10 protein-coding genes and 3 pseudogenes are annotated in these 13,274 nt (G+C 72.2%); 10 read left to right on the forward strand and 3 right to left on the reverse strand.

Going from position 1 to position 13,274, the window contains the following annotated elements; translation table 11 throughout:
- Positions 1 to 161: 161 nt before the first annotated feature.
- Complete coding sequence (locus tag AB0B29_RS07345; RefSeq protein WP_362235118.1) at positions 162 to 1,088, forward strand: S1 family peptidase; 927 nt, start codon at positions 162 to 164, stop codon at positions 1,086 to 1,088.
- Positions 1,089 to 1,109: 21 nt separating this feature from the next.
- Here AB0B29_RS07345 and AB0B29_RS07350 read toward each other — a convergent pair whose 3' ends face one another.
- Complete coding sequence (locus AB0B29_RS07350; RefSeq protein ID WP_362235121.1) at positions 1,110 to 2,723, reverse strand: N-acyl-D-amino-acid deacylase family protein; 1,614 nt, start codon at positions 2,721 to 2,723, stop codon at positions 1,110 to 1,112.
- Positions 2,724 to 2,736: 13 nt separating this feature from the next.
- Entirely contained in the window at positions 2,737 to 4,017 is a 1,281-nt protein-coding gene (locus AB0B29_RS07355; RefSeq protein ID WP_362235124.1) for an amino acid deaminase, read from the reverse strand.
- A gap of 134 nt (positions 4,018 to 4,151) precedes the next feature.
- On the opposite strand from AB0B29_RS07355, the gene AB0B29_RS07360 reads away from it, so the two are divergent.
- From AB0B29_RS07360 to AB0B29_RS07390, 7 genes and pseudogenes are all read left to right on the forward strand, one after another.
- A complete protein-coding gene (locus tag AB0B29_RS07360; RefSeq protein WP_362235126.1) occupies positions 4,152 to 5,222 on the forward strand; it encodes a sugar kinase in 1,071 nt (356 codons plus the stop codon).
- A complete protein-coding gene (locus AB0B29_RS07365; protein ID WP_362235129.1) occupies positions 5,219 to 5,980 on the forward strand; it encodes an IclR family transcriptional regulator in 762 nt (253 codons plus the stop codon). The genes AB0B29_RS07360 and AB0B29_RS07365 overlap by 4 nt, the downstream gene beginning before the upstream one ends.
- Positions 5,977 to 6,387, forward strand: a complete 411-nt coding sequence (locus AB0B29_RS07370; RefSeq protein WP_362235131.1) for a RidA family protein — start codon at positions 5,977 to 5,979, stop codon at positions 6,385 to 6,387. Before AB0B29_RS07365 ends, AB0B29_RS07370 begins: the two co-directional genes overlap by 4 nt.
- A 423-nt stretch (positions 6,388 to 6,810) precedes the next feature.
- A pseudogene (locus tag AB0B29_RS07375) lies at positions 6,811 to 7,083 on the forward strand (helix-turn-helix domain-containing protein); the annotation flags it as partial.
- A gap of 57 nt (positions 7,084 to 7,140) precedes the next feature.
- Positions 7,141 to 7,305, forward strand: a pseudogene (locus AB0B29_RS07380) (zinc ribbon domain-containing protein); the annotation flags it as partial.
- A gap of 90 nt (positions 7,306 to 7,395) precedes the next feature.
- Positions 7,396 to 7,527 (forward strand): annotated as a pseudogene (locus AB0B29_RS07385) (hypothetical protein); the annotation flags it as partial.
- Positions 7,528 to 7,592: 65 nt separating this feature from the next.
- Positions 7,593 to 8,144 (forward strand): hypothetical protein, encoded by a 552-nt coding sequence (locus AB0B29_RS07390; RefSeq protein ID WP_362235134.1) that lies wholly within the window; start codon positions 7,593 to 7,595, stop codon positions 8,142 to 8,144.
- Here the strand turns inward: AB0B29_RS07390 and AB0B29_RS07395 are convergent.
- Positions 8,141 to 9,493, reverse strand: coding sequence for a M14 family metallopeptidase (locus AB0B29_RS07395; RefSeq protein WP_362235137.1), 1,353 nt, complete (start codon positions 9,491 to 9,493; stop codon positions 8,141 to 8,143). The genes AB0B29_RS07390 and AB0B29_RS07395 overlap by 4 nt on opposite strands.
- A gap of 274 nt (positions 9,494 to 9,767) precedes the next feature.
- Here AB0B29_RS07395 and AB0B29_RS07400 point away from each other — a divergent pair, with 274 nt between their 5' ends.
- Entirely contained in the window at positions 9,768 to 12,326 is a 2,559-nt protein-coding gene (locus AB0B29_RS07400; RefSeq protein WP_362235140.1) for an ATP-binding protein, read from the forward strand.
- Positions 12,323 to 13,222: an MEDS domain-containing protein gene (locus AB0B29_RS07405; protein WP_362235143.1), complete on the forward strand. Its 900-nt coding sequence runs from the start codon at positions 12,323 to 12,325 to the stop codon at positions 13,220 to 13,222. Before AB0B29_RS07400 ends, AB0B29_RS07405 begins: the two co-directional genes overlap by 4 nt.
- The last annotated feature ends 52 nt before the right edge of the window (positions 13,223 to 13,274 follow it).

A 13,274-nucleotide genomic window follows, 5' to 3' on the forward strand; every position in this document is an offset into this window, starting at 1 on the left:
CTGCCCGTGAGGGCGGTTGAGTAGGGTCGTTCCGGACGTCCAAGTTCCGGTTGTGGAACAGGTTCTTGTGCCATCCCCCTTTGCGCGATCACAATGCACATGACAATCGTGCAGGCGGCCGGAGGATTTCCGGCCGCCTCCGTCGCAAGAGGGGACCCCCCATGAGAAAACCTCTCGCCGCCGCGTTCTGCGCCCTGGCGATAGCCGGGGCCGGCGCGGCCCCCGCGACCGCTGCCGAGGCTGCCCCCACGGGCGTCGGCAAGGCCGCGGACACGGGCTCGGCCACGTCCGCCGTCTCCGGCGTGGTCTCGTCCGTGGAGCAGACGCTGTCCGGCCTCCGCGGCCCTCAGGCCAAGGCCGTGAACTTCGCCGGCACCGTCGCGCTCAGCAACTGCTCCGGCTCTGTCGTCCGCATGCCGGACTCCGAGGCCGACGACCCGGCGCTCGTCATGACCAACGGCCACTGCCTGGAGTCCGGGTTCCCCGGCCCCGGCCAGGTCCTCGTCGACAAGGCCTCCAGCCGCACCTTCACCCTGCTCAACGCCTCCGGCTCGCGCGTCGCCACCCTGCGCGCCGCCAAGCTCGCCTACGGCACGATGACCGACACGGACGTCGCGCTGTACCAGCTCACCACCACGTACGCGCAGATCAAGAGCTCGTACAACATCAACGCGCTGACGCTGAACGACAGCCACCCGGTCGCCGGCACCGCCATCGGCATCCCCTCCGGCTACTGGAAGCGCATCTACAGCTGTTCCATCGACGGGTTCGCGTATCGCCTGAAGGAGGGCGACTGGACCTGGAAGGACTCGGTCCGCTACACCTCCGCCTGCAACACCATCGGCGGCACGTCCGGCTCGCCCGTCGTCGACCAGGCCACCAACAAGGTCGTCGCCATCAACAACACCGGCAACGAGGACGGTGAGCGCTGCACGGTGAACAACCCGTGCGAGGTCGACGCGAACGGCACCGTGACCGTCCGCAAGGGCATCAACTACGCCCAGGAGACCTACGGGATCCCGGCCTGCTTCGGGATCGACAACAAGCTCGACCTGAGCGCGAGCGGCTGCACCCTGCCCAAGCCGTAGGGCAGGGCGCCGGCCGGGCGGTCACGCGGGAGCAGTCCTGCGGACCGCCCGGCCCGCCAGCACGTCCGTGCGCCGGCCGTCCTCGATCACGAACCGGCCGTCGACCAGGACGTGGGGGATGCCCACCGGCAGCCTGCGCGGCTGCGCGAACGTGGCGCCCGCCGCGACCGTCGCCGGGTCGAACAGCACCAGGTCGGCCTTGTAGCCCTCGCGGACCAGGCCCCGGTCGGGCAGCCGCAGCCGCGCCGCCGGGCGGGACGTGAGGTGCGCGACGCACTCCTCCAGCGACAGCACCCCCAACTCCCTGACGTAGTGCCCGAGGTAGTGCGGGAATGTGCCGTAGGCGCGCGGGTGGGGCTTCGCGCCCTGGAGGATGCCGTCCGAGCCGCCGGTGTGCACCCGGTGACGCATGATCGCCCGGACGTTCTCCTCGTGTCCGACGTGCTGGAGGATCGTCGGGGCCAGCCGGTCGGCCACCAGCAGTGCGCGCGCGGTCGCCCAGGGCGTCTCGCCCCGCCGGTCCGCCGACTCCTGGACCGTCCGGCCGACGAACTCGCCCAGGGCCGGGTCGTTCACGCCCGAGATCTCGATGGTGTCCCACTCGACCGGCACGCCGTGGCAGCCGTCCGAGCCGGTGACCTCCAGATCGTGGCGGATGCGCTCCGCCGTCTCCTCGTCCGCCAGCCTCCTCAGGGCCTGCTCGGGGCCGCCCTCGCTCGCCCAGCTCGGCAGCACGGCCGCCAGCGTCGTACAGCCCGGGGTGTACGGGTAGGTGTCGAGGCTGATGTCGGAACCGGCCGCGAGTGCCTCGTCCAGCAGGGACAGCAGCTCGGGCGCCCGGCCCTTGTTCACGCCGAAGTTCATGGTGGCGTGGGCGAGATGCAGGGAGCAGCCCGCCTGGCGGGTCAGCGCGACCATCTCCTCGTATGCCTGGAGCGCTCCGGCGCCGTAGGAGCGGTGGTGCGGGCAGTAGTAGCCGCCGTAGGAGGCCACCACCCGGCACAGCTCGGTCAGTTCGGCGTCCGGCGCGTACATGCCCGGTGTGTAGGTCAGCCCCGAGGACATGCCGACCGCGCCCTGCTCCATGCCCTCCGCGACCAGCCGGCGCATCCGGTCCAGCTCGTCCGGCGTCGCCGCGCGGTCCTCCCAGCCGACGGCGAGCGCCCGGACCGTGCCCTGCGGGATCAGGTAGGCCGCGTTCACGGCGATCCCGCGGTCCAGCCGGTCCAGGTACTCGCCGACCGTGCGCCAGTCGAAGTCGATGTCGTCACCCGGGCCGTTCCACCCGGCGATCGCCCGGCGCACCTCGCCGAGCGTGCGGTCGTCGACGGGCGCGTACGACAGCCCGTCCTGGCCGATGACCTCCAGGGTCACGCCCTGCGCGGCCTTGGCGCTGTGGGCGGGGTCGCGCAGCAGCGCCAGGTCGCTGTGGGCGTGCATGTCGACGAAGCCGGGGGACAGGACGAGTCCCTCGGCGTCCAGCTCCCGGCGGGCCTTCGGCCGCTGGCAGCCGGCCGCGGCCGCCTCCTTGACGATGGAGACGATCAGGCCGCCGTCGACCACGACATCGGCCCGGTAGGAGTCCGAGCCGGAGCCGTCGACGACGTCGGCGTCCCGGATGACGAGCTCTTCCATCGCTGCCCGCCTCCTAGAAGAACGTGCGGACGTAGTCGACGACCGTGCCGTCCGCCTCCGCGACGGGGATCAGCGGCCACTTGTCGAACGAGGTGCACGGGTGGGACAGCCCGAGCCCGACCCAGTCGCCGACCTCCAGGTCCGCCTCCGGCGCGGTGGCGAGCCAGGCGTGCTGGTCGGACAGGGCCGTCACCGAGACGCCGGTGGCCGGGCGCTCGGCACCGTCCCGGCGGATCACCTGGGCGAAGGGCAGATCGAGGTCGTACGCCGCGTCCCGCTTGCCCGCGTTGACGAAGGCCTGCTCGGCGGTGGGGCGCGAGACCACCTGCGTCCACAGGCGGAACGCCGGCTCCAGGGCGCCCTCCTCGGGGACCCGGTTGAACGGGGTCAGCTTGCGGTAGTGGCCGTCGTCGTGCGAGACGTACGCACCCGAGCGCAGCAACTTGAGCACCGGGCGGGACAGTTCGGGGATCTCCGCGAAGACCTCGGCGACCGCGTCGAACCAGGCGCTGCCGCCCGCGCTGACCACGATCTCGTCCAGGCCCGCGAAACGGCCCTCCTTGTGGAAGTCGGCGGCGAGCGCGACCAGCCGCCGCAGCCATGCCGTCACCCGCTCGGTGTCGGCCTTCGGCACCTCGCCCTCGTAGCCCGCGACACCGACCAGCCGCAGGGTCCGGGTGCCCGCCACCGCGTCCGCGACCGCCGCGCAACCGGCCCCCGTGCGGACACCGGTCCGCGCGCCCTCGCCCGCGGCGAGTTCGACGACGACGTCCACCGGGCGGGTGGCGCCGGCGTCCCGCAGCGCGGCGTCCATCAGCTCGACGCCGCGCACCGAGTCGACGTAGCAGACCAGCTCGAAGTCGGGGTCGGCGTCCAGCTCGGCCGCGATCCAGCGCAGGGCCGCCGCGTCGACCAGTTCGTTCGCCAGGAACACGCGCCGGGTCCCGAACGCCCGCGCCACCCGCACCTGGTGCGGCACGGCCAGCGTGATGCCCCACGCCCCGTGCTCGATCTGCCGCTGGAACAGCTGCGGCGCCATGGAGGTCTTGCCGTGCGGCGCGAAGGCCAGGCCGTGCCGGGCCGCGTACGTCTCCATGAGCTGCAGGTTGTGCTCCAGGCGCTCGGCGGACAGCGCGAGCACGGGCGTGGCGAAGCCGCCGGTGAAGAGGTTGCGGCGCTGGCCGGCCAGCTCGGCGACGGTCAGCCCGTCCGCGTCCGGCGGGAGGCCCTTGAAGCGGTGGTCGACGCGCTCGGCGGCGAGCCGGGCGAGGGCTTGGGCGGTGTCGGCCGTCATGAAACCTCCTGATCTGCGGTGTTGCATTCTCTGCAACCTTCATTGCGTAGAGCGCTGAACGCTGTCTAACATCTCGGCCACCCCCGGTCAATGAAACCGCCGTCCACCGACCTCGCAGAGGAGCTACGAGCATCGTGACCCCCACCGGACCCTGTGACGCCCCCGACGTCGTGGACGTCGTCGCGCTCGGCGAGTCCATGGTCACGTTCCTGCCGTCCCGGCCGGGACGCCTCGCCGACGTGCCGTCCTTCGAGCGGGGGATCGGCGGGGCGGAGTCCAACGTGGCCTGTGGACTGGCCGCGGCAGGGCACTCCGCGCGGTGGGTCAGCGCGGTCGGCGCCGACGGTTTCGGCGACCACCTCGTCGAGGAGATCGGGTCCTACGGTGTGGACGTCGCGTCCGCACGCCGCGATCCGGCGCGTCCGACCGGCGTCTACTTCCGCACCGCGGGGGACCGGGCCGGCGACGCCCACGAGGTGGCCTACTACCGGGCCGGATCGGCCGCCTCGGCGATGTCCACCGACACCGTGGACCTGGCGGCCGTCCGGGCCGCCCGGGTGCTGCACCTGTCGGGGATCACGGCGGCGCTCTCCGGCAGCTGCCTCGACCTGCTGTGGGAACTGACCGAGCCGGGTCCGCGGCGGCCGCTCGTCTCCTTCGACATCAACTACCGGCCGGGCCTGTGGCCCGACCCGGACGGGCCCCGGGTCCTGCTGGACCTCGCCCGCCGCGCGGACCTCGTCTTCGTCGGGTCCGACGAGGCCCACGACGCGTGGGGACTGCACGGCGCGTCCGCCGTCCGGGACGCGCTGCCCGAGCCCGGGCTCGTGGTCGTCAAGATGGGCCCGGGCGGCGCCGTCGCCCTCGACCGGGACCCCGGTGACGCGGAGGACACGGACGGCACGGCCACCCTCGCCCGCGCCCCCCGGGTCGACGTCGTCGCCGCCGTCGGTGCCGGAGACGCCTTCGCCGCCGGGTTCCTCTCCGCCACCCTGCGCGGACTGCCCGTGCGGGACCGTCTGCGGCACGGGCACCTCATGGCCGCGGCCGCCCTCACCGTGCCCGGCGACCTGGCGACACCGCCCGCACGGGAGCACGCAGACCGGCTTGCCGCCCTGGACGACGCGGCATGGGGGAGACTGCGACTCGGCCCGGGCTGGACCGAGGAAACACAGCGGGCCGCCGAGGAGGTACGCACGCCATGAGCCAGACCGTCGACCGCGCGCTCAGCATCCTGCCGCTGCTCGCCGAGGGCCCCGCCGACCTGGGACGGGTCGCCGACCGCCTCGGCGTGCACAAGTCCACGGCCCTGCGCCTGCTGCGCACCCTCCACGAGCACGGACTCGTCTACCGCCAGTCCGACCAGCGCTACCGCCTCGGCGCGCGGCTCTTCGCGCTCGCCCACGAGGCGATGGAGAACCTCGACGTCCGCGAGATCGCCCATCCCCACCTGGTCCGCCTCAACGAGAGCTGCGGGCACACCGTGCACCTCGCGGTGTACGAGGAGCACGAGGTCCTCTACATCGACAAGGTCGACAGCCGCTACCCCGTGCGGATGTACTCCCGCATCGGCAAGCCCGTCGCCATCACCGTCGCCGCGGTCGCGAAGCTGCTCCTCGCCGACCTGCCCGAGCACGAGCGGCGGGCGATCGCGGAGAAGCTCGACTACCCCACCTACACGTCCCGTTCGACGCCCGACGCGGCCGCGTTCCTGCGCGAGCTGGAGAAGGTGCGCGAACAGGGCTGGGCCACCGACCTCGGCGGCCACGAGGAGTCCATCAACTGCGTCGCGGCGCCCGTCCGAGGCGCCGACGGCCGGGTCGTCGCCGCGATGTCGGTCTCCGCGCCGAACGTCGTCGTCACCGCCGACGAACTCCTCACCCTCCTGCCGCTGGTGCGCCGCACGGCGGACGCCATCAGCGGCGAGTACTCCGGCAGGACACCAGCGAAGGGCACCGTATGACGGACAAGATCGCACTCACCCCGAAGACCCACACCACCCCGCCGGCGAAGTTCTCCCACGGGGTGAAGAAGGGCAACATCCTCCAGGTCGCCGGCCAGGTCGGCTTCCTGCCCGCCGAGGAGGGCAAGCCGCCCACGCCCGCCGGACCGGGCCTGCGCGAGCAGACGCTCCAGACCCTGGCCAACGTCAAGGCGATCCTGGAGGAGGGCGGCTCAGGCTGGGACGACGTGATGATGATCCGCGTCTACCTCACCGACGTCGACCACTTCGCCGAGATGAACGAGATCTACAACGCGTACTTCGAGGAGCAGGGCCTGACCCAGCCGCCCGCCGCCCGCACGACCGTCTACGTCGGACTGCCCGCGGGTCTCCTCGTCGAGATCGACGCGCTGGCCGTCCTCGGCTGATCCCCTCCAATTCTCGCGTCCGTCCACGGCAGGGCGTTCCCCCGAGACTCCGTGCCGGGGTGCGCCCCGCCCGCCCGGCTGTGCTTTCTTGCGGAATCGAAGCCCCTTGTCGAGGGGCTCGGCACGGCCGAGGCGCCACTTCACACGTACGGGTGAGCTTCACGGGCTTTAGGTCTGCCGTGCGAGCGCCGTCTGTATGTTCACCATGGGCTGTGACCAGGAAGGTCATCGGTTCTCCGGTGGTGTGTACGGTCTCGGGATCTACACGGCTGGAGGCGCTGATCGGCAGAACGCCGGCGAACGGGGGTGGCAAATCATGGGGTGCTTCGCGGCCTCTGTCTGCGCGGCGAGCGTTGAGCTGGTGCTGCGGAGCGTCGACGTCCAATGGGAGCGCCCCCGGCGGAAGGCGAGGGAGGACGGCTCGTGATCCGCGCCTTCAAGTTCCTCCTGCGACCGACCCCGCGGCAGGAGCAGGCCCTGCGGGAGATGCTGACCGACCACTGCTCGCTGTACAACGGCGCGCTCCAGGAGCGGCGGGACGCCTACCGGCATGTCTCGCGGACCGCCATCCGCTATGGGGACCAGTCCGCGCAGCTCAAAGACATCCGAGCGTTCGACCCGGAGCATCAGGGCCGCTGGTCATTCTCCTCCCAGCAGGCCACACTGCGCCGCCTGGACAAGGCGTTCGCCGCGTTCTCCGGCCCTACCCAGACAACGACGGCGCGTTCCTCCCCAACACCGGTAGACGCCCGCAACACCTCCCGTGAGTGCCCCCAGTGCGAGCACACCAACGGGGAGAACCGCAGCACCCAAGCGAAGTTCCAATGCGTCAAGTGCGGCTTTCTCGCGAACGCCGATCACGTGGGCGCGCTGAACGTCCTCAACAGGGCCGGGCTGGTCCTCTGTGACGCTACTTAGCCAGCGACCCAGGAAGCCTGCGCATTCATGCGTGGGCGGAGTCACCTTCGCCTCGCACGTCAACGACGGAGCCCGCGCGCGGAGCGCGCTGATGGATGCAGTTGGATGGTCGCGAAGTACTTCGGCATCAGCGAGCGGGACACCCTCAAGACCTGGACGGTGCTGGAGAGCGTGCTGTCGGTGGCGGGGTTCGCGGCGGCGGTACTGAGCCTGTTCGTGTAGGCAACTGATAACGATGCCGGAGTCGGCTGTGTGCCGCACAGGTTTCTCGACCATACTTCTGCGCTGTGGAGCAGCGCATAGGTTCGAGCAGCCAGCCCCTGGAAGGCGCCGGATTCGACCCGGCTTTCATCCCCGGGCTCACGTCACCCGCGTCCGGACGGACGAAGGAGGACGGGCCGGAGAAGGAGCCTGAGGTCGCAGCGGCCGAGGAGGCCGAGGAGGTCGAGGAAGCCGTACCCGAGCCGGAGGAGACGGCAGAGGGCACGGCGGAGGCGGCCCCCTCCGAGGAGGAGGACACCGCATCCGACGGCCCCGTCTTCGAGGCGTCCGACCGCCGCGCCCGGCTGGTCGTCGACCGCAGAGGCGTACGCATGTCCCTGGACGACCAGGAGTGCGAGTTCCGCTGGGACGAGATCGGCGCGGTGGAGACGGAGACGGCCCGCTTCGGCAAGCGGTACACCGTCACCGTCCACACCCCTGACCGGCGCTGGTACCCGATCGAGATCGAGGCGCCGGCCAGGAGCCGTTTCACCGAGTGGGACGAGCAGCTGGACACCGTCCTCGACGCCTACTTCGAGGAAGGCGAAGCCGAGGAGCGAGAAGAACCGCGAGCCTAACCGCAGTACTGGGTTTCCTTACCGATCGACCGGTACATACAGTCGGCGTTCTCGAGCAACTGCAGCACCGCGTCGCGGTTACGGGAGGTCTCCCGCTCGATCACCTCGTCGGGCGGGTAGAACCCACCCCCACCGGACCGGGGGTACATCTCGAAGGTGTACGCGAAGATCTTGTGCGCGCCCCAGAGGTAGTCGTCGATCGACCCGTCGGTGATGTACAGGTCGCTGGACTGCTCCGCCGTGTAGCCGTTGCTCGCGGCCATCTTCCGCCCGACCGCCTTGAACGCCGCGTTGTCGTCCGCGGTCATCCCGGTCGTCGTGTCGGAGTACGTGTAGCCGAACGGCCACAGCACCAGCTCGCTGTAGGTGTGGAAGTCGACGCCCGCCTTGATCTGCTGCTTGCCGCCGACGACCCGGCTGCGCACGAAGTCGGCGACGACCTTCACCTCGGGCGCCGACTCCGCGGCCGGTCCCCGGTAGGTCTCCGAGGACGTCGACCCCGAGGAGCCGCCGCAGCAGCCGAAGCGGTAGTCCCAGTTGCGGTTGAGGTCCGTGCCGACGTACGAGGAACCGGAGTTGGGCTGACGGTTCTTGCGCCAGGAGCGGTAGGAGCCGGTGGCGATGTCGTACTCGCCGCCGTCCGGGTTGACGTCCGGGACGATCCAGATCTCGCGGTTGTTCACCATGCCGGTGACGCGTGAGTCGGTGCCGTAGCCGGAGGTCAGCTCGCGCAGCAGGTAGAGCGCCATCTCGACGGTCAGGTGCTCGCGGGCGTGCTGGTGGTGCGTGAACAGCACCTCCGGCTCGGACTCGTCGGTGCCGACGTTGTCGCTGATCTTGACGGCGACGATGTTCCGGCCCTGGTAGGACTTGCCGATCACGCGCTGGCTCGCGATGGACGGGTTGGCGGAGACGATCGAGTTGATCTCGTTCGTCATCTCCGCGTAGTTGTGGTACTTCGAGTCGGCCGACGGGAAGTCGAACAGCCGGACGTCGTCCGCGCCGGCGGACCGGTCGGGCACGGCGCCGAGCGGGGTGACCTCGTACCCCAGGGCGCGCAGCTTCTTGATCTGGCCGGCGCGGCCGGAGACCACGACGCCGTGTCCGTGGACCTCGTCCACGGTCACGCCCGTGCGCTGAAGTGCCGTGCGGTCCCGGGCCGTCGAGCGCAGGTGGATCTCGTACTGGCGGACGTCGTCCGCCGAGGCGGCCGGCTTGCGGGCGCTGTCGGCGGTGGCGTCACCGGCCGTCGCGGACAGGGGCGCCGCGAGGGCGAGGGCGAGAAGCCCGGCGAGTGCGGCGGTGCGTCTGCCGGTGCGGGCACCGGAACCTCGTGTGCGAAGTCGCATGAAATCTCCTTGTGGGAGGTGGGGTTGTTCCGTGCGACGTACGTGTGCGGGTGGCGCACATCGTTCTGCCGATGGCATGAGCAGGTCAAGACAGAAAGTGGCCGTGCAGTGTACGCGCGTGGTGTCGCGGTCGAGGTGTCACAGCCGAAGTGCACCCGCAGGTGTGGCCCCGGCGTGCATATATGTACGCGACTTCGACAGAGTGAGGGGCCGCGCACGCGGAGCCGGAGTGTCCGGATCCCGGACCTACACCCTTTCAGAGGACTGGCTGATCATGGGCGGATCAGCGCCACGACGGGAGCACCACCTGCCGGCCGAGACGACCAGTTTCGTCGACCGGCGTGGCGAACTGACCCAGGGCCGTGAGCTGCTCGCCCGCGCACGGCTGGTGACGCTGACCGGACCGGGCGGCGTCGGCAAGACCCGGCTCGCCGCACGCATCGCGGCCCGGGTGCAGCGCGCCTTCCCCGACGGCGTGCGCTACGTGCACCTGTCCGGACTGCACGACCCCGCCCTCGTCCCGCTCGCCGTCGCCGACGCGCTCGGGCTCCACGACCGCTCCGCCCAGCCGCCCCTGGACGCCCTCGTCGAACAGGTACGCGACCGGCGGCTGCTCCTCGTCGTCGACAACTGCGAGCACCTGGCGGACGCGTGCGCCCGGCTCGCCGCGGCCCTGCTGCACGGTTCCGAGGGCGTCCGGATCCTCGCGACCAGCCGGCACCGGCTCGGTCTCACCGAGGAGCACCTGCTGGAGGTACGGCCGCTGCCGGTGCCCGACCCGGACGGCGACCTGTCCGCCGCCGAGGGCTACCCCGCCCTCCGGCTCTTCAGCGACCGGGCCGCCGCCGTCGTCCCCGGCTTCCGCCTCACCCCGGCCAACCGTGCCTCCGTCGCCCGGCTGTGCCAACGCCTGGACGGTCTGCCCCTGGCCATCGAACTCGCCGCCGTCCGCATGCGGATCCTCGACGTCGACCAGCTCCTGGACCGCCTCGACGACCGCTACCGCTTCCTCACCACCGGCAGCCCCGCGGCCCAGCCCCGCCACCAGACCCTGCGCGCGGCGGTCGCCTGGAGCCACGACCTGTGCACCGGCCCCGAGCAGACGGTGTGGGCCCGGCTGTCGGTCCTGCCGGGCACCTTCGACCTGGAGACGGCGGAGGCGGTGTGCGCGGACGGCACCGCCCCGGAGAGCACCCGCCCTCTCGGGGGCGTCGTCCCGGCCCCGGAGGGTCGGCGGCGGCTCGTCACGCTCCGGCACGCCGCCCTGCCCGCCCCGCCCGACCCGCTCACAGACGACTCCGCCGCCCACGCCCGGCCGGCGGCGATGCCCGCCGGGACCCCGGCCCCGCCCCTACGCCTGCGCACGGACGACGTCCTGGAGGCCGTCGCCGGGCTCGTCGACAAGTCCGTGCTCTGCCGGGAACCCGGGCCCGGCGGTGTGCGCTACCGGCTGCTCGACACCCTGCGGCAGTACGGTCTTGAGCAGTTGCGGCGGGGCCCCGGGCAGGAGGAGGCCACCCGGCGGCGGCAGCGCGACTGGATGGCGCGGCGGGCCGAGGAGTGCGAACGCGGCTGGTTCGGACCCGGGCAGCCGGAGACGGTCGCCCGGCTGCGCGCCGACCGGGACAACCTCCGCGCCGCTCTCGACTTCAGCCTCTCCACCCCCGGCGAGGCCCTCGCCGGACTGCGTCTCGCCGGCACGCTCTGGTTCCACTGGCACGCCTGCGGCGCCTCCCGCGAGGGCCTGTACTGGCTCGACCGGGCCCTGACCGCCGCCCCCGGACCGACCCGGGAACGGGCCCGCGGCCTGTGGGTCGCCGGGCTGCTGGCCGCCGCCACCCGGGACTTCCCCCAGGGCCGCCGCCACGCCACCGACGCCCTCGCCCTCGCCCGCGCCCTCGGCGACGACGCCGAGGCCGCGCACGCCGAGTACGTCATCGGCGTCATCCGGCTGTTCGGGGACGACCTGCCCGGAGCGCTGCGGCACTTCGAGAGCACCGTCGCCCGCGGCCCGGTGCCCGGCCAGCACCTCAGTCTCGCCGGCCTCGACCAGGTCGAACTCGCCTGCGCCCTGGGCTACCTGGGCGAGGCCGAGCGGGCCGTCGAGGTCTGCGAGCGTGCCCTCGCGCTGTGCGAGCGGCACGGCGAACAGTGGGTCCGGTCCTATGTGCTGCGCATCCTCGCCCTCGCCCACACCGTGCGCGGCGACTGGCCCCGGGCCGAGAGGCACGCCAGACAGGCCCTGCGGCTCAAACTCGCCGTCCACGACGTCATCGGCATCGCCCTCACCCTCGATCTGCTCGCGTCGATCGCGACCGCACGCGGCGACCACGAGCAGGCCGCCGTGCTGCTGGGCGGCGCCGACCGCGTCTGGGCCGACATCGACACCGGCCGCTGGGGCTCCCACACCCTCAACTCCGTACGCAGGGACAGCGAGGAGCGGGCGGGGCGGGCCCTCGGACGCGAGGCGTTCGAACGGGCCCATCGCCGGGGCGGCACCCTGGGTCTCGCGGAACTGGCCGGCCACGAGCTCCAGGAGCCGGACCGCCCGCACCCCACGGAACCCGCCTCCGCCACCGCGCTCCCGCACGACGACGGCACGGTCCGTCTGACCCGTCGTGAGACCGAGGTCGCCCAGCTCGTCGCCGAAGGGCTCGCCAACCAGCAGATCGCCGACCGCCTGGTGATCGCCCGCCGCACCGCCGAGGGCCATGTGGAACGCATCCTCGGCAAGCTCGGCTTCAGCAACCGCAGCCAGATCGCCGCCTGGGTGACGGCCCAGCGCTGCCCCGCCCCCACCCGCACCCACCAACCACCCGAGGGGATCACGTGACCACCGGAGAACTCAGCCCGTTCGACCACCGCATGGCCGTCTTCGACTCCGACGACGGCTTCCTGGGCGCCGCCCTGCCCTTCCTCGGCGAGGGCCTCGACGCCTCCGGCGAACCGCCGCCGGTGGCCATCGCCGCCCCGCACCACCTGGACCTCCTGCGCGACGCCCTCGGCTCCGGTGCGAAGGACGTCACCTGCATCCCGCACACCGACTGGTACACCGGCTCCGCCGCCAACGCCGTGGCCCGGGCCGCCGCGTACCTCGCTGCGCACGCCGGACCCGGCGGCCGGCTCCACCTCGTCATGGAGCCCGTCTGGAGCGGCCGCGCCGGCCGGTCGGCCCGCGAGACCACCGAGTGGATCCGCTACGAGGCCCTCGCCAATCTCCTCTTCGCGCCCATGGCCACGACCGCCCTGTGCGCCTACGACACCCGCACCGCCGGGCCCGCCGTCGTCGCCGCGGCCCGCCGCACCCACCCCGACACCGAGGTGTACGAGGACCCGCTGCGGCTCGCGGCCGAACTCGACGCCGTACCGCTGCCGTTGCCACCGGCCGGTGCGCTGCGCCTTGCGGAGCCGCACGGCGCGACCGTGCAGCACTGGGCCGCGGGACGCGGGCTGTCCGCCGCGGACGCCGAGCTGTTCGCCGCCGCCGTGGCGGAGAGCGCGGCGGCCCTCGCGCCCCTCGGCGGTGACCTCCTGCTGTGGGGCGATGCCCCCGGCTGTGTCTGCGAACTGCGCTCGGCCCACCGTCTCGACGACGCGCTCGCCGGCTTCGTCCCGCCGGCCGCCGGCCCGGAACCGGGACCGGGACTGTGGTACGCGCGTCAGGTCTGCGCCTACGTGGACATCCGCGACGACGCCGACGGAGCGACGGTCCGTCTCCAGTACGCGTGACCTCCTCACCTGCACAAGCAGGTAGGGGATCGGGTAGTCCTCCCCGTGCGCG

Source organism: Streptomyces tibetensis, assembly GCF_040647715.1.
In the GTDB taxonomy this organism is placed as follows: Bacteria; Actinomycetota; Actinomycetes; order Streptomycetales; family Streptomycetaceae; genus Streptomyces; species Streptomyces tibetensis_A.

What these genes read in the sequence shown, in the direction of transcription:
- AB0B29_RS07345 (WP_362235118.1), top strand. Translation starts at nt 162, where the DNA reads ATGAGAAAACCTCTCGCCGCCGCGTTCTGCGCCCTGGCGATAGCCGGG.
- AB0B29_RS07350 (WP_362235121.1), bottom strand. Translation starts at nt 2,723, where the DNA reads ATGGAAGAGCTCGTCATCCGGGACGCCGACGTCGTCGACGGCTCCGGC.
- AB0B29_RS07355 (WP_362235124.1), bottom strand. Translation starts at nt 4,017, where the DNA reads ATGACGGCCGACACCGCCCAAGCCCTCGCCCGGCTCGCCGCCGAGCGC.
- AB0B29_RS07365 (WP_362235129.1), top strand. Translation starts at nt 5,219, where the DNA reads ATGAGCCAGACCGTCGACCGCGCGCTCAGCATCCTGCCGCTGCTCGCC.
- AB0B29_RS07370 (WP_362235131.1), top strand. Translation starts at nt 5,977, where the DNA reads ATGACGGACAAGATCGCACTCACCCCGAAGACCCACACCACCCCGCCG.
- AB0B29_RS07395 (WP_362235137.1), bottom strand. Translation starts at nt 9,493, where the DNA reads ATGCGACTTCGCACACGAGGTTCCGGTGCCCGCACCGGCAGACGCACC.
- AB0B29_RS07400 (WP_362235140.1), top strand. Translation starts at nt 9,768, where the DNA reads ATGGGCGGATCAGCGCCACGACGGGAGCACCACCTGCCGGCCGAGACG.